General features: G+C 43.6%; 17 protein-coding genes. 11 read left to right on the forward strand and 6 right to left on the reverse strand.

The window, feature by feature from the left end:
- The first annotated feature begins 66 nt into the window (after positions 1 to 66).
- The 3 genes from EXT48_RS20785 to EXT48_RS20795 are packed head-to-tail and all read left to right on the forward strand — an operon-like array spanning position 67 to position 5606.
- Complete coding sequence (locus tag EXT48_RS20785) at positions 67 to 1266, forward strand: exonuclease subunit SbcD (protein ID WP_130165627.1); 1200 nt, start codon at positions 67 to 69, stop codon at positions 1264 to 1266.
- A 4-nt stretch (positions 1267 to 1270) separates the two neighbouring features.
- A complete protein-coding gene (locus tag EXT48_RS20790) occupies positions 1271 to 4930 on the forward strand; it encodes an AAA family ATPase (protein ID WP_130165628.1) in 3660 nt (1219 codons plus the stop codon).
- 10 nt (positions 4931 to 4940) lie between these two features.
- Positions 4941 to 5606: a class I SAM-dependent methyltransferase gene (locus tag EXT48_RS20795; RefSeq protein WP_069021006.1), complete on the forward strand. Its 666-nt coding sequence runs from the start codon at positions 4941 to 4943 to the stop codon at positions 5604 to 5606.
- Between the two features lie 302 nt (positions 5607 to 5908).
- On the opposite strand, the gene EXT48_RS20800 is transcribed toward EXT48_RS20795, so the two are convergent.
- Complete coding sequence (locus EXT48_RS20800; RefSeq protein ID WP_130165667.1) at positions 5909 to 6451, reverse strand: hypothetical protein; 543 nt, start codon at positions 6449 to 6451, stop codon at positions 5909 to 5911.
- A 173-nt stretch (positions 6452 to 6624) separates the two neighbouring features.
- Here EXT48_RS20800 and EXT48_RS20805 point away from each other — a divergent pair, with 173 nt between their 5' ends.
- The 4 genes from EXT48_RS20805 to EXT48_RS20820 all read left to right on the forward strand — a co-directional run bounded on the left by EXT48_RS20805 (position 6625) and on the right by EXT48_RS20820 (position 12047).
- Positions 6625 to 7161, forward strand: coding sequence for a lipocalin family protein (locus tag EXT48_RS20805; RefSeq protein WP_130165629.1), 537 nt, complete (start codon positions 6625 to 6627; stop codon positions 7159 to 7161).
- Positions 7162 to 7357: 196 nt separating this feature from the next.
- On the forward strand, positions 7358 to 9277 hold the full coding sequence (locus EXT48_RS20810) for an alkaline phosphatase PhoX (RefSeq protein ID WP_130165630.1): 1920 nt from the start codon (positions 7358 to 7360) through the stop codon (positions 9275 to 9277).
- 66 nt (positions 9278 to 9343) lie between these two features.
- On the forward strand, positions 9344 to 10999 hold the full coding sequence (locus tag EXT48_RS20815) for a hypothetical protein (protein ID WP_130165631.1): 1656 nt from the start codon (positions 9344 to 9346) through the stop codon (positions 10997 to 10999).
- A gap of 229 nt (positions 11000 to 11228) precedes the next feature.
- Positions 11229 to 12047 carry a hypothetical protein gene (locus EXT48_RS20820; protein WP_130165632.1) on the forward strand — a complete coding sequence of 273 codons (819 nt, stop codon included), beginning with the start codon at positions 11229 to 11231 and terminating at the stop codon, positions 12045 to 12047.
- Between the two features lie 348 nt (positions 12048 to 12395).
- Here the strand turns inward: EXT48_RS20820 and EXT48_RS20825 are convergent, their stop codons facing one another.
- The 3 genes from EXT48_RS20825 to EXT48_RS20835 are packed head-to-tail and all read right to left on the reverse strand — an operon-like array spanning position 12396 to position 14613.
- Positions 12396 to 12728, reverse strand: coding sequence for a DUF3325 domain-containing protein (locus EXT48_RS20825; protein WP_130165633.1), 333 nt, complete (start codon positions 12726 to 12728; stop codon positions 12396 to 12398).
- The gene (locus EXT48_RS20830) at positions 12728 to 14311 is read right to left on the reverse strand and encodes a PepSY domain-containing protein (RefSeq protein WP_130165634.1); all 1584 of its coding nucleotides are present in this window, start codon (positions 14309 to 14311) and stop codon (positions 12728 to 12730) included. The genes EXT48_RS20825 and EXT48_RS20830 overlap by 1 nt, the downstream gene beginning before the upstream one ends.
- On the reverse strand, positions 14308 to 14613 hold the full coding sequence (locus tag EXT48_RS20835; protein WP_010376045.1) for a hypothetical protein: 306 nt from the start codon (positions 14611 to 14613) through the stop codon (positions 14308 to 14310). Before EXT48_RS20835 ends, EXT48_RS20830 begins: the two co-directional genes overlap by 4 nt.
- Positions 14614 to 14808: 195 nt before the next feature.
- Here EXT48_RS20835 and EXT48_RS20840 point away from each other — a divergent pair, with 195 nt between their 5' ends.
- Both EXT48_RS20840 and EXT48_RS20845 read left to right on the forward strand, forming a co-directional pair.
- Entirely contained in the window at positions 14809 to 15375 is a 567-nt protein-coding gene (locus tag EXT48_RS20840; protein ID WP_130165635.1) for a uracil-DNA glycosylase family protein, read from the forward strand.
- 199 nt (positions 15376 to 15574) lie between these two features.
- Positions 15575 to 15931: a hypothetical protein gene (locus EXT48_RS20845; protein ID WP_010605604.1), complete on the forward strand. Its 357-nt coding sequence runs from the start codon at positions 15575 to 15577 to the stop codon at positions 15929 to 15931.
- Positions 15932 to 15982: 51 nt separating this feature from the next.
- Here EXT48_RS20845 and EXT48_RS20850 read toward each other — a convergent pair whose 3' ends face one another.
- Positions 15983 to 16828, reverse strand: coding sequence for an SDR family oxidoreductase (locus tag EXT48_RS20850; protein ID WP_130165636.1), 846 nt, complete (start codon positions 16826 to 16828; stop codon positions 15983 to 15985).
- A 103-nt stretch (positions 16829 to 16931) separates the two neighbouring features.
- On the opposite strand from EXT48_RS20850, the gene EXT48_RS20855 reads away from it, so the two are divergent.
- Both EXT48_RS20855 and EXT48_RS20860 read left to right on the forward strand, forming a co-directional pair.
- Positions 16932 to 17828 carry a LysR family transcriptional regulator gene (locus tag EXT48_RS20855; RefSeq protein WP_010605606.1) on the forward strand — a complete coding sequence of 299 codons (897 nt, stop codon included), beginning with the start codon at positions 16932 to 16934 and terminating at the stop codon, positions 17826 to 17828.
- Positions 17829 to 17963: 135 nt separating this feature from the next.
- Entirely contained in the window at positions 17964 to 18383 is a 420-nt protein-coding gene (locus tag EXT48_RS20860; protein WP_130165637.1) for a DoxX family protein, read from the forward strand.
- A gap of 252 nt (positions 18384 to 18635) precedes the next feature.
- On the opposite strand, the gene EXT48_RS20865 is transcribed toward EXT48_RS20860, so the two are convergent.
- Positions 18636 to 19361 carry an ABC transporter permease gene (locus tag EXT48_RS20865; protein ID WP_039495447.1) on the reverse strand — a complete coding sequence of 242 codons (726 nt, stop codon included), beginning with the start codon at positions 19359 to 19361 and terminating at the stop codon, positions 18636 to 18638.

Genomic DNA, 19361 nt, shown 5'->3' on the forward strand with positions numbered 1-19361 from the left:
ATATTCACAAGACGAATATTGCTCGACGATGCTATATTAGCGTTTCTATAGGAAAAGGAACGCTAAATGAAGGTTTTACACACGTCTGACTGGCACTTAGGACAATCGTTTTACGAGCATGATCGCAGTGAAGAGCATCAGCTGTTTTTAGACTGGCTATGCGATGCGCTGGTTGAACAGCAAGTCGATGTACTGTTGATCAGCGGTGATATTTTTCATACCGCAACACCGCCCGCCAGTGCTGAAAAGCAACTGTATACCTTTATCCAAAAAGCATCTCAACTGTGCCCTCAGCTGCACATTATTCTGATTGCAGGCAACCACGATTCCGCTAATCGCATTGAAACCGCAAAACCACTCTTAACCTTATTCAACACCCATGTTATTGGACGCTTTAACAAACAAGCGCCTGAACAAGTTGTTATCGATTTACCCATCGCCGCGCAGCATATGCATGTTGTGGCAATGCCATTTTTGCGCAGTGCTGATTTACCAAAACCGCTAGCTGACGAGTTTGACTATCAAACCGGGGTACAATTAGCTTATCAGCATGCGCTAAGCACGATAGAAGAAGTGAAAGGTCCTATTGTGCTAATGGGGCATCTGCACGCCAAGGGGGGAACGATTTCTGAAGATTCTGAGCGTAACCTCAACATTGGCGGTTTTGATGCGGTATCTGCAGGCGTGTTTGGCGAGCAGTTTGACTATGTTGCGTTAGGTCATTTACATAAAGCGCAAACCGTCGCTAAGCAAAGCGCTATCAGATACTGCGGCACACCTTTGCCAATGTCATTTTCCGAACGCAATTATAAGCATCAGGTATTGCTCGCTGAATTTAATGAGCAAGGTCTGATCGATGTAAACCCCCTTTACGTTCCCCGTTTTAAAGATGTGCTATATATCCCTGAAAATGGTGCAAAGCGCTTGACTGAATTATGCGAAGCTATCGCGGCGCAGGATTTTAGCAAGTTCGATAGCGCTCCCTATATTCGCTTAAAATTATCTGCAGCGGAAACCAATAGCCGCTTTCGAGCTGAGATTGATGAAGCGCTAAAAGGAAAGGATATTAAGTTTTGTGGTATTGAGCGGGTGTCTAAAGGCGCAGCCGCCAGTGAGTGGTTGTTTGAAGATTTGGGCAAAGTTGAATCGTTATCGCCCAATACCTTGTTGGATATTGCCTATCGCGAAATTGAACCTGAGCAGGAAAAAGCACCCGCGACATTGCATGAAAAATTAGCAGAAGTGATCGCGAGCATGGAGGAGTAGTGCAATGAAACTTGAAAAAATATTAATCACCAACCTTGCCTCTATAGAAAGTGCTGAAGTCGACTTTACTGCGGCACCACTCAAAGACACCGGTCTTTATGCCATTACTGGTGATACAGGGGCGGGAAAAAGCACTTTACTGGATGCGGTTTGTCTCGCGTTTTATGGCAAAACCGCACGGTTAAAATCGGACGACAAAGAGAGAGTTGCCTTTAATGGCGATAACATTAAATTAAATGACCCGCGAAACTTATTGCGTCGGGGCTGTGTTGCAGCATCTGCGAGCGTGGTTTTTATTGCTCAAGATAGCAAGCGTTATCAAGCTACCTGGTCGGTAAAACGCGCTAGAAAAAGCCCTAAAGGAAATTTAAAAGACGCTACAATTGAGTTGTTCAGCCTACCAGATATGACCCTAGTCTGTGAGAAGAAAAAAGAAACGGGACAAAAAATCGAACAGCTAGTCGGGCTTAACTTTGAACAGTTTACTCGGGCCGTGCTGCTTGCTCAGCATGAGTTCTCCGCGTTTTTGAAGGCTGGGGGAGATGAACGGGCTCAGTTACTAGAATGTCTTACGGGTACCGAAAAGTTCAGCAATATCGGTAAAGCGGTTTTTGAAGCGCACAAACAAAAGAAAATTGAGCTGCAATCCCTGCAAGATAGGCTAGGTCAAATTGTGCTTTTGTCACCAGATCAGCTTGCCGAACTTGAAGCACAGAAGTTGGCGTTGATTGAAACAAGAAATCGACAACAAGAAACAAGCACAAAGCTGCAAGCTCAGCTGCAATGGCTCGCGGATGTCGAGCTAAGAAAGCAAAAAATAGCTGAGGTGGAACACACGCTAAAAACGCTTGAGCAGCAAATAGCAGAGGGAAAGCCACAGCAGGAATATGCGCAGCAAGTCTTAAAAGCCAATGAGATGCGTGATAACCGTGAGCAGCATGAGCTGGCGGATAAACGCGTTGCGCAGCTATCTCAAGAGCAGCTAGCACTGCAGCAACAAGATTTTGCATCCGCTATTGCAACGCTAAAAGCAAAACAGCAGCAACTTGAACAGCAGCTTATTACGCAGCAAGCCAATTTTGTAAAGTTAGAACCAAGCTTTAATACCATTCGTATATTGGATGAAAAGCTGAGCCTACACAAAGCGCAAGAACGAGAAACTAAGCCCTATCTCGACAAGCACGCCAATCTTATCGCGCAACATGAAGCTGCAATACAGAAGTATCAAGTGCAACAAGGCGAGATCGCTACTGAATTAAAGCAGCTAGAGCATGAGCAAGCGAACTTGCACTCAGTTAGCAATATTGCCGGGCAATGGAGCGTGGTTCAGCCTCAATTCGATGATCTGCAAAAGTACCAACAACAACGTAACGATCATGAAACCCAGTTGCAAAAATTACCGAGCGAACAGCAAGCGCTAGGTACACAATTGAGCAAACATGAGGCTGAGGTACAGCATCTACAAAAGGTTTACGACACCGAAGCCAGCGCGCTCTCAGCGTTAAAAGAAGCACTCACACCTTTGACTCAACAAGACCTAAATTTGGCATTGCAAAACTGGTCTCTATGCGTGCAGGCCTATCGTAGTATCGAAGAAGGGGATGCCTTGCTGCATCAGTTACGATCGCAACAAACTCAACAACATATTGGCTTGGAAAGGCTTGAGATACTGATCCGAGATACCAAGCAGCAAGACGAGTTGTCTAAGCAGCGCCTAGCCCTAACTCGTGATAACTTGGAGCAAGTGCAGTTACGCGCAAGTGAGCGGATCAGCGATTTACGCTCTCAACTGCGGGCAGGGCAAGAATGCATGGTGTGTGGCTCAAAAGAACATCCTTATGGTGTGGAGCACATCGATGCCCACTGGGAACAGCTACTATCGGATTTTCGGTCTCAGTATCAAGCTGCTGAGCAAGCTCGTGAACAAGTGTTGCAGCGTTATAATCAACAAGTCGGTGAAAAGGAGCGTGAGAATGCGCTATGGCAGTCAGTCACTCAGGAAATTGCTCACTGCACTAAGCAAATAAATGAGAATCGCGCTCGACTAGATGCATTGAGCGATGAGTATAAAGTTGGCAGCGCTGAGCAAGCTGAATTGCAACTCGTGAGTATTCAGTCACGGCTAAATGAACTATCAAAGTTACGCAATAATATCGACCGCCAGTGGCAATCGGTTCAGCAGGCACAACAACACCTCGAGCAGGCTAAACATAAAGGGCAGGCACTTCAGCAGCAGCACCATGATTTAGGCAATCATATTGCCTTTTTGCGAACCGAATATGAGCAGCTATCACAGACAGCAGACGCCTTACGCAATCGACTTGAAGCGTTAATTTCCGATAAGTCGTGGTGGCAAAACTTTGATTCATCTCCTCAAGCTGCCATTAGCCAACTTAAAACGGGGGTGCAAACTTGGCTAAAAACCACCGAGCGTACAGATGCGTTAACGGCGAATAAAGTTCAGCTTGAGCATCAATTACATCTTGTCAGTCAACAAAAACAAGATGAGGCGCAGCGGCTTGAAGAATTAGAACATACGCTTTTACAACATCAGCAGAATATTGAACGCCTCAATCGCGAACGTGCTGAATACTTACCACAGCAGCACACCAGATTGGATGATTGGATTGCAGAGCTGAAGCAGCAAGAACAGCAAAGCCGAGAGCAGATCACACAAACCCAGTTGGCGCTGAGCCAAACCGAAGCACAACGTGAAAAGACTCAGCACAGCCTGACGCAGCTAGAAAAGCAAATTGCCGAGCAAACATCGCGGTTGCAGCAGCTTAATGCGCGCTTTGAACAATGGTTGCTCGACCAGCAAGGGCAACTAGACAAAGTAAAAGTACTAGCGTTACTTGAGGTTTCGTTAGATGAAGCTCGAGCGAATCTAGAAAAGTGTGCGCAAGTTCAGCAAACCTTTCAAAACACTAAGCTGCAGCTTGGTCATCAGCGTGAAGAACTCAGCCAACTTGAAAATAAGTACCCTGATGGAGTTGATAGTGAACACGTTAAACTAAGTCATGCCGAGACGACGCAAGCACTTGAGCAAACTCAAAATCAGTTGCTACAAGTGCAAAGTGCATTAGAGGTTGATGCTCAGAATAAACAACAATTCTCTTTGCAAGCGGCAAATCTCGCTCAGTTGCAACAAGACTACGAACAATGGCATTTGCTAGACAAGTTATTAGGCGACGCAACAGGCAAAAAGTTGCGTAATTGGGCGCAAACACAAACGTTAAAAATCTTATTGCAGTATGCTAACCAGCAATTGCATACGCTTTCTAGACGTTATCTGCTTACCAATATTGAGCAATCTTTGGAAATTGCAGTTATAGATAAAGATATGGCTGACGAACAACGTAGCGTCAACACCTTATCTGGAGGAGAGTCCTTCTTGGTATCTTTATCTTTAGCACTTGGACTTGCCGCGCTTTCATCAAATAAAGTGCAAATACATTCATTATTCATTGATGAAGGGTTTGGTACGTTAGACCCCGAGACGCTAGGTGTCGCAATTGATGCACTAGACGCGTTGCAATCACAAGGCCGCAAGGTTGGAGTGATCTCGCATGTTGCTCAGATGAGCGAGCGGATCGCCACCCGTATCCATGTGAATAAACAGCCGGGAGGCTACTCATCTTTAAATTTAGTACCACAAACATAAGGAAATTTGGATGCCGACTTTTACGGGCGAAGAAGCCCAAAACTACGACTCTAGGATCACAAAACTGGTGCCAGGTTATGCGTTAATTCACCAACTTACCGGGGCGCAACTGTTAGCACTTTACCCAGATAGCGCAACCATTTTGGTTGTGGGTGCAGGGACAGGCAAAGAAATTGTAGAGCTTGCTCAGCTAAACCCGAGTTGGCGGTTTATAGCGCAAGATGTATCTGCTGATATGTTGGCAATTGCAGATCAGCATTTTACTAAGTTAGGCCTACAGGAGCGTGTGCAGATCCATCATGGCGCGATTTCACCACAGGCCTACCAAGCGGATGCAGTACTATGCTTGCTGGTAATGCACTTTGTAAAAGATAACGGCGATAAAGCAAGCTTGTTTAAACAAATGAGTGAACAGCTAAAGTCGGATGGACGTCTTTTTATTGCCGACTTAGAAAAACCTGCGACAAGTTTTGAACGTGAAGCGCAGTTAATCGTTTGCAAACAACTTGGCCTGACTGATGTTGGCGAGCAGCGCATGAGGGTGAATTTAGAGCATGAGTTTTATCCCGTGGATAAAATGCGCCTTGCTGAACTGCTAGACACCGCAGGTTTTGGCATTGCTAAACCTTTCTTTAAAGCCCTTGGATTTGCAGGCTTTGTGGTAGATAAACAGTAGTTTTTATCTAAATAACCTGAGCTTCGGATAAATAAGCCAGACCATATTCGGGTGTGGCTTTTCCTTTCTTACTTTTTCAAAGTAGCTTGTATTAAGTTAGTAAAATAGTGATCTATACCAAGTCAATTGCTGCTCTGCCACTGACGTCACCGCGTTCTATCTAAACCTCACGTCATTTACTTCTAAAAAGTTAGTAAAACTCTGATCTCAATGACTATGATACGGAAGGTAGATCAGTATTTTACTTAGTAAAAATTTGATCTCTTCACAAATTGGCATACAGTTTAGTTGCCGCCTAATATCTAACCTTGTCTTATTGTTTCCACTAACTTATTGATTTTTATATTACTAAGTTGGCGATAATCCAAAAATGGCGAAATAATAAGACGCAAGTTATAGTCAACGGCGAACTCATCATCCAGCCAAATTAGATTGTTAGTAAAAACCTGATCTCTGAGTAATGATTTCGCGTAGGTGCGTCCTGCAATAATATGCCAATCGTATGTTTTTGCTGAAAAATCAGGCGTTGAGAAGAGCAGGGCTTCTTGACTTGAAGCTTGAAGTAATGCGCTATCACGATATGACTGCCAAGTTGAATAGTTAGTAATATCGTGATCTGACAGTCTTGCAGCAAATAAAAACTTGGCAAAAACATTGAAGATTTTCCGCCAACCATTGCCACAATGCGCATTAATATGTTCGATCTCCCCACTCGCTAACGCACTGACTTGTATTAAATTATTATAAGGTTCTATGCGTGGTGGATGTTCAATATAAAACGCAACTTTACCCGTTGCTACACCCAAACCATGAGTTAGTATTTTTTTGCTCTGTGCTGTATTCATCATACTTTGCTGCGATCTATTCATTTACACGTAAGTTTAAAATAAATAAGGTGAAATTGGCATGGTAAGGGTTTGAATTAAATTTTGCTTTTACTAGGTAAAAATCGAACCTATCGTTAATCTTAGTGCTTGGTTACTACGTATGACATCAAGATGGAATATGGAGAACTTATATGAAAGTACCACAGTTATTTTTTACGGTGATTTTAGTGCTTGTAATTTCAGCATGCACAGGGCTACCTGAGGGCATTAAACCAGTTAAAGACTTTAATGTTGAGCGCTATACGGGCACTTGGTATGAAATCGCGCGATTAGATCATTCATTTGAAAGGGGAATGCAGAACGTCACGGCAACGTATAGCCAAAATCCTGATGGTTCAATTAAAGTCGTAAATAAGGGATATGTAACAGAGGAAGGAGAGTGGAAAGAAGCGGTTGGCAAAGCTAAGTTTGTTGCAAATGATGAAATAGCGCATTTGAAAGTGTCATTTTTTGGTCCATTTTATGGCAGTTATGTGGTATTCGAGTTAGATGAAGATTACCAGTATGCATTTGTTACCAGCTACAACCGTGATTACCTTTGGTTGCTTTCTAGAGCACCTAAAGTGCCCGATACCGTAATGAATCAGTTTAAAACCATGTCAGAACAATATGGTTTTAACACCAATGAACTTATCTATATGAGACACGAACCCGTTCAAAAAGAATAGTGTAAACCCCCTTTACATTAAAGTTCCTTTTATGGGTATTTAAACTTACTAACAGAAGGGAGGCTGTATGTGAGTTGAGCCTAAGTGTCTTATTCCTGTAGGAAATGGTTAATAAATCATTCAGTCAACTGTAACAGGAACACTTCACACTGTTGCACGCTTTACAAAAAATAATACTTAGGAACTGGAGTAACTCATGAAGCGTGTAGCATATTCTCTTATTGCAGCGGCAGTTGCAATGGCACTTACAGCCTGTGATGGTGACGATGGAGCACAAGGTCCTGCGGGTCCTCAAGGTGAGCAGGGCACTGCTGGCCAAGATGGTGCAAACGGTACTCATGGCTCAAATGGTACAAACGGCACAAATGGACAAAATGGTACTGACGGCCAGGACGGTCAAAATGGACAAGACGGCCAAAATGGTCGCGATGGTAGTTACAGCGTACCAGGCCTTGTTCGCATCGCAACCGTCCCTGCTGGTGCTGAAGTAACTGGTCTATTTCTTTCTGAAGGGGGTGACTTGTTCTTCAATGTTCAGCACCCAAATGATACCAACACAGCTACTGATAAGTTCAATAGCAAGCCATTCAATACGGGTACTGTTGGTGTACTAACCGGTGTGAACTTTAATAATTTACCTGCAAATATCCCAAGCGCGCCAGTTCCTGCTTCGACCATGGAACAACAAACCGTGATTTCTGCAATTGGTCAATATCAAATTCTAGGCCAAACAGGTGATACATTCGCAAACCTTGGCACTAAGGGGTTAGCAGGTGGTTTGGGTGTACATTACAGCATCTCAACTGGTGAAGAAATCATTAAAAATGATAACCCTGATTTCAATGGTTATATTCCAGTCGATGCAAACACAGGTTACCTATTCACAAACTGGGAAGCGTACCCTGGTGGTGTCAGTCGTTTGAAAATGAGTAAAGCGACAACGGGTAAATGGTCAATCGAAGAAGCCATGATGGTAGACTTTGACGGTGTTAAAGGCACTGCTGCTAACTGCTTTGGTTCAGTATCACCTTGGGGCACACCGCTGACTTCGGAAGAATGGATTGTCTGGTCTGAAGTTGATTCAACACAAGATCCACAGTGGAATAACCCTGCTGAAACAGGTAATGACACAATGGAAGCGTTAATGGCACCTGATTTCCCTAACCCTTATCGCTACGGTTACATTGCAGAAATCAAAAATCCTACAACCGAAACACCTGATGTTGTAAAACACTTTACAATTGGCCGTTATGAGCATGAAAACTCAGTTGTAATGCCTGATCGTCGTACTGTCTATTCATCACAAGATGATACCGGTGGCGTACTATTTAAATTTGTTGCAGATCAACCAGAAGACTTAAGTGCAGGTACCCTATACGCAGCAAAGCTAACTCAAGATGCAGGCCTTACCGATCCGGCTGTAACTGGCTTTGACATTAGCTGGGTTGAGCTTGGTAGCGGCAGTAATGCACAGATTGAAACTTGGGTGGCCGAATACGACGGCATCAATGAGACTGACTATGTTGAAGGTCAAACAAGCTATTTGTCTGTTGCTGATGTAAAAGCGTGGGCAGAAGGCGCTGCAACTTATCCAACTGTTGCAAACGGTGGCGGTAAAGTAACGGCAGGTAAAGCGATGGACAACCGCGCTATCTTCCTTGAGTCTCGTCAGGCTGCACGCCAAAAAGGCGCTACGGCTGAATGGCGTAAACTTGAAGGCTTAAGCATCAACCATAACCGCGTACTTGAGGCAGTAACTGGTCAAGATGTTGTTGCCGGTGAGGTGGTAGATAAAGCCTATATGTATATCGGTATCTCTGATATCGACAACACCATGATTGATGGCGAAGGTGACATGCAGCTTTCTGCGCGTGTTAAAGATTGTGGCGGTGTATACCGTGCTCATATCGATAACAACTATAACCTAACTCGTATTGAGCCGGTTGTTATGGGTGCAACTTACCGCTCGTCACTAACTGGCGCTGAGCGTTGTGACGTCAATCAGCTTTCGCAGCCTGATAACGTTATCGTTATGGAAGATGGCCGTATCATCATTGGTGAAGATGGCTTCCAAGAAAACAATACGCTTTGGCTTTATGACCCTAAAGCAAAATAATTAAGCAAGTAGCAGTGCACTGAATGGTGCGCTGCTTTTTTTTAGCAAAATTTTGGAGTCATAAAAATGAAATACGTTAGCCTAACTCTAGTGGCATTGACGAGCGTAGCCTTGTTTGGTTGTAATGATGAACAGACTCAAGGGCTAACCAATACCGCACTTATGTCGGCGCAAACTACAGCACCTTATAAACAGGGTGATGATATTCCTGCGACCGCATTTATGCAGCACAATGAAGTCTATAACCCTGAATCAGTGATCCCACCTCAGTGTTACACCAAAACGGATGGCGTGAATAACCCTTGCTATGCCTGCCATCAATCATATGATGAAAAAAACCGACCAAACATGATGCGCGATGCCAATTTACAAGGCGCCTATGAGTTTTCCGATCTTGGATTTAAAAACCATTGGAAAAATCTGTTTAAAGATCGTTCTGAGCTTATCAAAGGTATCTCAGATCAAGATATTACTAACTGGGTCAACCAAGATAATTACAGCCCTTTTATCGAAAAACTAAAAAATAACCCCGACTGGAAAGGTGAGATCACCCCGCTTAACAACTTGGCATATCCGGAAAAAGCGTTCGATGAGCTTGGTATAGCAAAGGACGGCAGTGGCTGGGTGGCATTCAATTATAAACCTTTCCCTAGTACTTTCTGGCCAACCAATGGCTCTACAGGGGATGTCATGATCCGCCTTGCTGACGCCTTCAGAGAAAAGGGCGAAACGTATAATCAGGACGTTTACCTTGCCAACTTAAGCCTAGTTGAAATGGCTGTAAAGGGGCTTGACGAAATATCAACGCCAGTGATTTCTGAGTCGCGAATTGGCGTAGATTTAAATGGTGATGGCAAACTCACGAAGATCACTAGCATGCTGCGCAGTGAACGTTATCTTGGTGATGCCAATACTATCAAGCTGGCTCATCTGTTATATCCACAAGACACTGAATTCTTACACACCGTTCGGTATATTGGGGTGGATGATAATGGCCAAGTATTTAATGCGCCAAGAATGAAAGAAGTGCGCTACATGAAAAAGCACAACTTTAAATCCAAGCAGTCACTCGGCGCTGCTTACTACAGAGAAGCGAAAGAAAAGTCATTCGAAAATTACCCACAAACGCTTTATTTGGGCGACCAAGGGATCAATAACAACTTCGGTTGGACGATTAACGGTTATATTGAAGACAAAAATGGTGCTCTTCGTCCGCAACATGAGCAAGAGCTCGCTTTTTGTAATGGTTGTCACAAAACCATTGGTTCAACCTATGACCAAACCTTCTCGTTTGCGCGTAAAGTTGAAGGCAAACTGGGTTGGGGTTATATCAATTTAAAAGAGATGCAAGACGTACCTAACAAAGGCGAAGAGCAGGGGGAGTTCTTGACCTATATGATGCGTGTTGGCGGCGGTGATGAGTTTAGGCAAAACCAAGAGATGCTAATGCGCTGGTTTAACGAAGATGGCACGGTAAACAGCAAAAAAGTGCAGTCTGCGAAAAACCTTTATGAATTGATCACACCTTCAAAACCACGTGCGCTGGCACTGAATAAAGCCTACTTGACCATTGTCAAAGAGCAAAGTTACCTATTCGGTCGTGACGCCACTATAGTAAAAGCGCGTAATGTACTTGAACAAGTCGATGATTCTCAACAGCCTCTAGAGCCAGAGCACCGATATGTGTGGGATATGCAGCTGGACTGGAATAAAGCCGAGTAAAGTATATTCAGGGTAGGACACTTCCTGCCCTGAGTTGATAAAGGCGCAAAGATAGGGGACTGGCACTGATAAGAGGTAGTTTCAAATTGAAATTGCACGCTAATCTTTTGATAGCGGATAAGTGCATGTCTTTTCATTATTTCTGAAACTCCAAAAGCAAGTTTCTGAGGGCAATTCATTGTTTTTATTACAGCTTTAAAGTTACACTTGTTTTAAGACAGGAGTGGGTTTGAAATACGTGAAGAAGTTGCTGGTTTTTATTATTGTTACGGGGTTAGTCGTTATAACATGGTTATTTACACAAGATAACAGTATTCAGCTTACTCCGTTCGTGGGTGAAAATTCAAACTTAATCAAGGTATTACCTCAAGAAGAGCGCCTTGTTGAGAAGTCAAATGCTCAACAACCGCTTTTGCTTCATGCTCACGAGAGTTCTGATGAGCTCTACGAGCAAGCAAACAAAATAAGAATATGCAGAAGAGTGCCTAAAACGCAGAGTGAACTCGACACTTGGGCTGAACAAGCGCATGCTAATGATGAGTACTATGAAATCATAGATAGTATGTATAGAAAATTTAAAGTGTGCTTAGGCAGCGCAGATCGCGATGGCCCTTATGTTGACATGTTGATAGAAGCTGCTGAAAAGGGCTCAGATAAAGCAGTGTCTTTGCTTTGGCTACTGGGCGACGTTGAGCTGGTTGATGAGCTGAAGTTAAAAGATGTCCCAAGAGATGAACAAGTTTCGCGTCGACAAGCATTTATCGCGACTAAGTATCGCTTAGCGCACAAGGTTGCACTTCAAGGTGGTGAGAATTCGATGCTAAAGCTTATCTCTGGCTTTCAACACTTAGATCCACAAACTGGTGGGCAGGATTATGTTAAGTCTCTCGCTTTTGCTTACTTTTTTGTAGAAGTGGTGAGTAACAGTGACGTATTTGGCAGAGTTGAGTGGACAATCAGAGATCTCGAGGGAAAAATGTCACCAGAAGAAATTACTCAAGCCAACGAACTGACTCGTGACTTTTTAGCGCAGCATAGAGCGCTATAGACCTTGAAGGTAAGATAAAACTTAAGCTCGGAGCAGAGCTGAGTTACTCTTCTCGCTTTTTGGATCAAAATTTAACTAACCAATAGTATTCTTTTGGCGCTTAGATCAGGATTTTACTAAGCTAGTCCGAAAACAAGACTGTCAGATCATATTTTTACCAACTGATTAAGCTTATTGGGCTCATTAGATCACGATTTTACTAACCTACCTTAGTTTGAGTTGGTAAATTTGCGGTGTATATCGTCATTATTGCTGATATTTTATGCTAAATGATGTGGTTTCAAAGAGTTAACAAAGGAATGTTAGTAAAATTGTGATCTAAAAAAGGCGCCGTTAGTGGCGCCTTAGTTAAAATATGATCCAATATAGCGTACTGAGCAGCATAGCGATAATGACTAGGTAAAATAGTGATCTGAAGTAACTAGGTTTGGTCGCAAAGATAGCGATAAGTAGTAATACTGCCAAGGTCATATAACCAATAAACTCTAAGCTACCGTAGGTCCCCTGAGTTTTAAGAGCAAGTGCTAAGCTGCCGCCGAGGCAGAGCCAGCTGGCAATGGTTAATTGGTTTGTTACGTTACCTTTTGGACGTGTACCAAATACTTCTTTATAGTGATTGGGCTTTGCTACTGCAAAACCCATAAATGCTAGTAGGCAAAGTAAAAACGTTAGCCATTCCATTAGGCGTTTACCTCGCGTTTTGCTTGGCGACGCGGTGTCGCTGGTGCTGCTTTGGTACTGCCGAGCTTTTTGGCTTGAACCAAGAAACCGAACGCGATACCAATAGCCATCGCGTCAAAACCAAATAATACCCACTGACCATTAATGAAATAGCTCACGAGGCTGCCATCAGTGGTTAGCATGTTTACGACAGGCAGTAAGCCCCATATGATTGCATTTACTTTCGCAGATAGCAGCCACGCTAGCCTATCCGACTTAAATAGAGCGGCCAGAGTGAATATTCCCCACGTAACAAAGAACGCCAGAACTTCTTTGTCTGCACGTCCCGCTAATTCCATTGGAAGCAATCGGTTTGCATAAAAGAACATCGCCGTTGCGGCTGGTAGACCCATAATGGTGCCTAAATTGAGCGACTCCACAAGCCTAAGGCCTACACCCGGCTTGTCATCACCTTTGAGCTTTTGGCGCAGTCTTTTTGCCCACATAACCGCACCAGTAGCAATCATGGCACATCCCGCTAATCCAGCAACAAAGTATAACCAACGCAAAAGCGGCTCTGCTAAACGTCCGGTGTGCAGTGCTATCATTCCGCCGTAGAGATTTTCAGCGCCAGACAGTGTCACATTGTGCGTTTTTAACAGCTCACCTGATACCGCGCTATACATCCAGCTTGGTGGGTCATCCTGAACAGTACGTTGAGCATTGGCATAAAGCTTAATCGTTGCGCTTGCATCCCCTGGCGATGAGATCACAATGCGGCGAAGCGGTGCGTCACCAGAGTTAGTAAAATAATGATCTAACGCTGTATTTAATGCGAGCTCCTTCAATGGTTGTCCTGTTTCAGGGATCGCAGCAAGAAAGGGGTAGCGTTCGGCTCGGAGCGTTTTTGTATCTTCAAAGCGCTGCTCAGTTGGTTGTGGCAGCAACATAAAAATAAGCGTCACTAAGCCGGTATAAGTGATCATAATATGAAACGGTAATGCCACTACGGAAGAGAGATTGTGGGCGTCTAGCCAACTTCTCAGTCCTTTCCCGTTTCTAAATTGGAATAGATCTTTGAAAATGCGTTTATGGATCACTACGCCAGAAATAAGCGCAATCAGCATAAACAGAGTCGCAAAACAGACAATCCAGCGCGCGGTGATTGCGTTCATGTAGTGCAAGTCAAAATGTAGGCGGTAGAAAAAGTTACCACCTTTGGTTTCTCTAAACTCAGGAAGTGCCTCCAGCGTTACTGGGTCAAGATACTCAGAGTGACGTTTTCCACGTCTTTCCCCTTCGGCTGGCTTTTCGGAGTACATCAATAGCAGGCTTGGGCGGCGCTCCGTTGGCATTTCAATACGCCAAGACTCTGCGTTTGGTGCTATATCTTGAAACCGTTCGATACTCTTTTTAACGGTTTCATTTTGTTGAGCGCTACCGTAATGAGGTAGATGATGTGTCGCAGGTTGTGCCCACAGACTGATCTCATGTCTGAAAAAACTCGCTGTACCGGCAAAAAAGATTAAAAACAGCAACCAACAAACGAGTAAACCAACCCAAGTGTGTAGCCAAGTCATACTGCGGAAAAATGACTCTCTCACAGGGAGCCTCCAAAATGCGTCAGTGCGCCGTAGAGAATACAAAGTAGTCCGATCATGCCAAGAAATACTTTTCTAAAAGAGCGGCATCCAAACACCCAAATAAAAACGATGGCGTAAAAGACGATGCCGGTTGTTAATGCATATAAAAGCGCATCTAGGCGCGGAGTAGGTAAAGTTAAAGCTAACAAAGATGAAGCCAAAACGGTCACGTAATAGCCGCCGAAAATAGCGATGAAAAAGCGTGCTAGCACTTCAGCTCTGTACAAAATAGCCTTATTGTTTGTGTTATCCCGACTAGGCATAGCACCTCTTAAAAAGACAGAAAACGTAATAGAATATTATCCAATAATTTGCATCTAAATGATAGTGATTCGTACTTGTTTTAAGTCGAGTGGAGGTGTTTTAACGACTAAGTGCTTTTGGTTCAATGGGGTTTTGAATGTGGTTATGCCATAATGACTCTCGGTGCGATTGGGTAAAATAAGAAGTAAGGGAAGATGGATACTTTTGAACGTGTTAGGCAGTGCAAGCTTTGTGATAAAACGCTTCCCATGGGGGCAAAACCTATCATCCAAGGCAGTTATAAGGCCAAAGTCTTAATTATAGGCCAAGCGCCGGGGTTAAAAGCACATCAAACCTGTCAGCCGTTTAATGATCCAAGTGGAGATAGATTGCGAGACTGGCTGGGTGTAAGTCGAATACAGTTTTATAACCCTGAACTCTTTGCCATTATGCCAATGGCATTTTGTTACCCTGGTAAAGGGAAATCTGGAGATTTACCACCACCTAAAATCTGCGCGCCCACGTGGCATTCTCAGGTGCTAGCTACACTCAGCCACGTATCGCTGACACTACTTATTGGGCAATATGCGCAAAAATACTACTTAACGCAATATTCATCAGTAACTGAGATGGTAAAAAATGCTGACTTTTCCAGTCAAAGTCATTTGCCATTACCTCATCCTAGCCCCCGTAATCAGATCTGGTTAAAAAAGCACGACTGGTTTGAAAAAGACAGTGTACCGCAGTTAAAGACAAGAGTTTCAGCTGCGCTATCATCTTGATAACGCGCTAATTAAGCTTTCACTTAATGCTTTAGGGTTAGGTTTAAAATCAAAGGCAATCTGATAGGTTTAAAACTAAGGAATAAAGGTCATATCAGCCAACATTTATCACCATTTAGTTGCGTAATTACGAGTATTACCTCATACTCCAGCCTGTTTACATAACAAACACTTTTTAACATTTTCAAAGGACTTGATAATGATATACAAAACTACCGGTTGGGCTGCTGTACTCCTTTCTCTCGTCGCATTTTATCCTAGTATGCAACCTGGTGCGTTTTCCGTTATAGGCTTCTACTTATGCCTGTTTTCCCTCATTATCGCAGCATTTGCGAGCCATATGGATAAACCGATTTATTTTCGCAGCGTGATCACACTGTCTCTTGTTAACATCTTGTTAGTGAATGATGGTACTCGTGCAAGCCTTTGGTTTGGCCAAAGCGACTGGGTTTATATCGGCTCTATGTACGGTATCTTTTTAGTCGTGGTGAGTATTTGTGGTTTTCTAGTGAGCCGAGACTTATTGATATCAACCTTAGAAGGTAAGGTTGAGTAAAAAATAAGTGCACAAGCAAAGCCTGTGCACTATATCAGCGGTAAAATACGCTTAACTCTTTGCGAGCGACTGGGCCACCGTTGTGGTCGGGCGACCAATCAACTGGCTGAGCGCATTACTCTGGGTTGCCAAATATCCTTGCTGTGCTTGTGCCTCGGCGTCAACCAATAACGCAGCAAACGCTGCTGGCACGCCAAGAGCAACCAAGTAGGCCAAGTATTCTTCTTCAGATACAAACTTTGCTTTTACTTCAACTTGAGTATGCTTTGACACCGCTTGTGCCAAACCTTCAATTGTAAATGCGTTATCGCCAGCCAGCTCATAGACTGAATTATCATGGCCAGAACTACTTAATACGGTTGCAGCAGCCAGTGCGTAGTCTGCACGAGCAGCGCTATTGATCTGAGCTTGCGGCGCGATTGAGGTAATGGCATTATTTGCTGTAAATACAGGTACTAAATCAGTGTAGTTCTCGTTATACCATCCATTTCTCAGCATGCTATAAGCCACGCCGCTTGCTCTCAAATACGCCTCTGTTTCTTTGTGCTCTTTAGCCAGTTCCAGTGGTGAGTTGTCCACATTCAAAATACTGGTATAGGCGATTAAGCGCACTTGGTTTTTCACTGCGGCGTCAATAACTGCTTTGTGTTGAGGTGTGCGGCTTCCGATCTGATTGCCTGAGATCAGCAGCAGCTTTTCAACACCTGCAAGTGCTGCATCAAGTGTATGCGGTTTGTCATAATCAGCTTGCCTTACGGTGATCCCTAAATTGGTGAGTGCCTTTCCTTTATCGAGATCTCTGACAAGAGCCACGATGTGCTTGGCTGGTATCTTCTGTGCCAAAAACTCGATAACTAATTGACCTAATTTGCCTGTTGCGCCTGTGATTGCGATCATGATGTATACCTCTTTTGAAAATGAGAATGTATTGGATGTGGCTATTATGCGTGGTAATTTTTGTTATCATAAGTGGGTTAATTCGATATGGTGAGTTCTGAAATTGAGTACAATAGACTTAAATGCATTAAAACTATTAGCAATATTTGCAACGGTTGTGGATGCGGGAAGCTTTGCTCAAGCTGCGCGAAAGCTCGCGACTAGCCGTTCTAGAGTGAGTGAACAAGTGTCCCAGTTAGAGACCATGCTGGGTGTTCGACTACTGCAGCGTAGCACGAGGCAACTCACGCTAACGCGAGAGGGGCGTGACATTTTGGCTCAAGCGCATTCATTGCACGCTATTTTGGATGATGTTGAGGTATTGCTCGATAACAAAGAGCCTCATGGTATGGTCTCAATAACCATGACACACGACACCGCACATAAGTTTCTGTTACCAAAACTTTCTGAGCTCACGGCGCGATATCCGAAGATCCAATTAAATATCATCGTTGATGATGACAAGCGCGATATTATTAACGACCAAATAGATCTCGCCATCAGGGTTGGCTTTCCTAAAGACAGCGCACTGATTGCAAGGCAATTACATCAAGAATGTTTTAAGCTCTATGCAAGTCCTAAACTGATAGCATTGCATGGGTTACCAAGCAAAGACACACAGCTAAACCAGCTACCTTGGTTACTGTTAGAGCAGGCTAAATCAACGGGGATGACGCAGTTTTATCGTGGTGGTGAAGCCGTAAACTTTACACCAACTCAAGTACATTGGTGCAATTCCCCCATGCTGTTACAACAAATGACAGTGGCAGGATTAGGAGTTGCGCAATTATTGCCTTCTACTGTGAAGCAAGAAGTTGAGCGTGGGGAGTTACAAATGATCTGTCCAGAGTTAAGTAGCGAGCAACTGGTGTTTTCTCTCATTTATCCATCACGTAAACAAATTCCGCCTAGAACACGGGCGGTGATTGACTACCTATTGGAAGCGAATCTGTTTGGATAGCTTTAATTCTTTTTAATAGAATGATGTGTGATATTTTTACTAATTTAATTATTTTAAAGCGAACGTATACTTTCTTCCAACGGCTCATCACCGAGAGTCAATCCAATGTCGTCTATATTTATCGAGGAAAGTATCATGAACCTAATTAACATCATTAAACCGAACAGTACAATGGCATCAGTATTATCTTTATTTGGCCGAGTAGGGCTGTCAGCCATTTTTATACTGGCTGCTATTAATAAAATCCAATACTTCGAAGGTAATGCTGCATACATGGCTTCAAGTGGATTACCAAGCGAGCTGCTGCCATTGGTTATAGCCTTTGAATTGATAGGAGGGCTTTTCATTCTTGCGGGGGCATATACTCAACTGACAGCGATTGCATTTGCAGGGTTTAGTATTGTCAGTGCGTTGCTGTTTCACTTTGATCTGGCCGACCAAATGCAGTTCTTAATGTTTTTTAAAAATATTGCAATGGCTGGTGGCTTTCTCGCACTTGCCGTGTCAGGTGCTGGTAAATTCAGTATCGATAGTAAGCTCGTAGAGAGTAAGTAACCTGAGCTGCGGATAATTAATGCCTTTCTAGCAGCCAGTTTTAGCGCTAACTGCGTTGAATTCACTTCCAATAGCCAGCTATTGGTGCGTAAATTCGCCTTGTTTTCCCTAAAACTCTCTGGCTAGACAAGGAAAAAACTAAGTTGTGCTTTAGCAACAATGAGTTGGAACATTCCTTATCCAAACCTCAGGTTAAGTAATTACAAAATAAAAGCGCACAGGGTTGGGACCGTGCGCTTTTTGGTTGTCCTGTTAAGCCTTTTTAAATTTAATTTGTGCGACAAAAAATAATGCTAGCGTTTGTGTAATTAGGACGGCCGCATGGAGGTAAACTGGAAAACCCAAGGTGGCATCAATGGTCGAAAGCGCCAACTGAGAAATATGGAAAGTTGGCAACAGCCAAGCAAACCATTGCATTGCTTCAGGAAATAGCGTGATAGGTAGCCACAGGCCAGAAAGCAATGAGAGTGGTAGGTAAACTAAATTAACCACTGCAGGTGCCGCTTTTGCTGATACTGACAGCCCAACTAACAGCCCTAACATACACAAAGGCAAGGTGCCGAGTAGGGCAATGGCAATCACGAGTAACCATTGAGCTAAACTTAAAGACACGCCAGAAAATAATGCCAGCAAGCTCATTAGGCAGGCTACGAGCAATGAAAAAGCCGTCGCACTCACACATTTTGCGAGCAGATACTGATAGGGAGAAACGGGAGAGAGCTGCTTGAGTATCAGCCAACCATTTTGCTTTTCAAGGGCGACGTTAACGCCAAAGGAAAATAGCGCAGGTCCTATCATGCCAAAAATCAAATAATTGATATACATATAGTTATGGGAGTCATGATGACTGAACACCACGCCGAAGAAAAGATAAAACAAGCAAGGAAATAGGGTGGCTGGGATCACAAAACCCTTACTTCTAAATGTGCTCAAAAGTTCAGTTTTGCTTTCAAGTATAAAGGATGCTGTATTTATCAT

Origin of the sequence: Pseudoalteromonas sp. CO348, assembly GCF_004208845.1 — a bacterium.
In the GTDB taxonomy this organism is placed as follows: Bacteria; Pseudomonadota; Gammaproteobacteria; order Enterobacterales; family Alteromonadaceae; genus Pseudoalteromonas; species Pseudoalteromonas maricaloris.

Excerpts from the sequence above, each read along its gene's own strand:
- EXT48_RS20785 (WP_130165627.1), top strand. The coding sequence starts at position 67 with ATGAAGGTTTTACACACGTCTGACTGGCACTTAGGACAATCGTTTTAC.
- EXT48_RS20790 (WP_130165628.1), top strand. The coding sequence starts at position 1,271 with ATGAAACTTGAAAAAATATTAATCACCAACCTTGCCTCTATAGAAAGT.
- EXT48_RS20795 (WP_069021006.1), top strand. The coding sequence starts at position 4,941 with ATGCCGACTTTTACGGGCGAAGAAGCCCAAAACTACGACTCTAGGATC.
- EXT48_RS20800 (WP_130165667.1), bottom strand. The coding sequence starts at position 6,451 with ATGAATACAGCACAGAGCAAAAAAATACTAACTCATGGTTTGGGTGTA.
- EXT48_RS20805 (WP_130165629.1), top strand. The coding sequence starts at position 6,625 with ATGAAAGTACCACAGTTATTTTTTACGGTGATTTTAGTGCTTGTAATT.
- EXT48_RS20810 (WP_130165630.1), top strand. The coding sequence starts at position 7,358 with ATGAAGCGTGTAGCATATTCTCTTATTGCAGCGGCAGTTGCAATGGCA.
- EXT48_RS20815 (WP_130165631.1), top strand. The coding sequence starts at position 9,344 with ATGAAATACGTTAGCCTAACTCTAGTGGCATTGACGAGCGTAGCCTTG.
- EXT48_RS20825 (WP_130165633.1), bottom strand. The coding sequence starts at position 12,728 with ATGGAATGGCTAACGTTTTTACTTTGCCTACTAGCATTTATGGGTTTT.
- EXT48_RS20835 (WP_010376045.1), bottom strand. The coding sequence starts at position 14,613 with ATGCCTAGTCGGGATAACACAAACAATAAGGCTATTTTGTACAGAGCT.
- EXT48_RS20840 (WP_130165635.1), top strand. The coding sequence starts at position 14,809 with ATGGATACTTTTGAACGTGTTAGGCAGTGCAAGCTTTGTGATAAAACG.
- EXT48_RS20845 (WP_010605604.1), top strand. The coding sequence starts at position 15,575 with ATGATATACAAAACTACCGGTTGGGCTGCTGTACTCCTTTCTCTCGTC.
- EXT48_RS20850 (WP_130165636.1), bottom strand. The coding sequence starts at position 16,828 with ATGATCGCAATCACAGGCGCAACAGGCAAATTAGGTCAATTAGTTATC.
- EXT48_RS20860 (WP_130165637.1), top strand. The coding sequence starts at position 17,964 with ATGAACCTAATTAACATCATTAAACCGAACAGTACAATGGCATCAGTA.
- EXT48_RS20865 (WP_039495447.1), bottom strand. The coding sequence starts at position 19,361 with ATGATAAATACAGCATCCTTTATACTTGAAAGCAAAACTGAACTTTTG.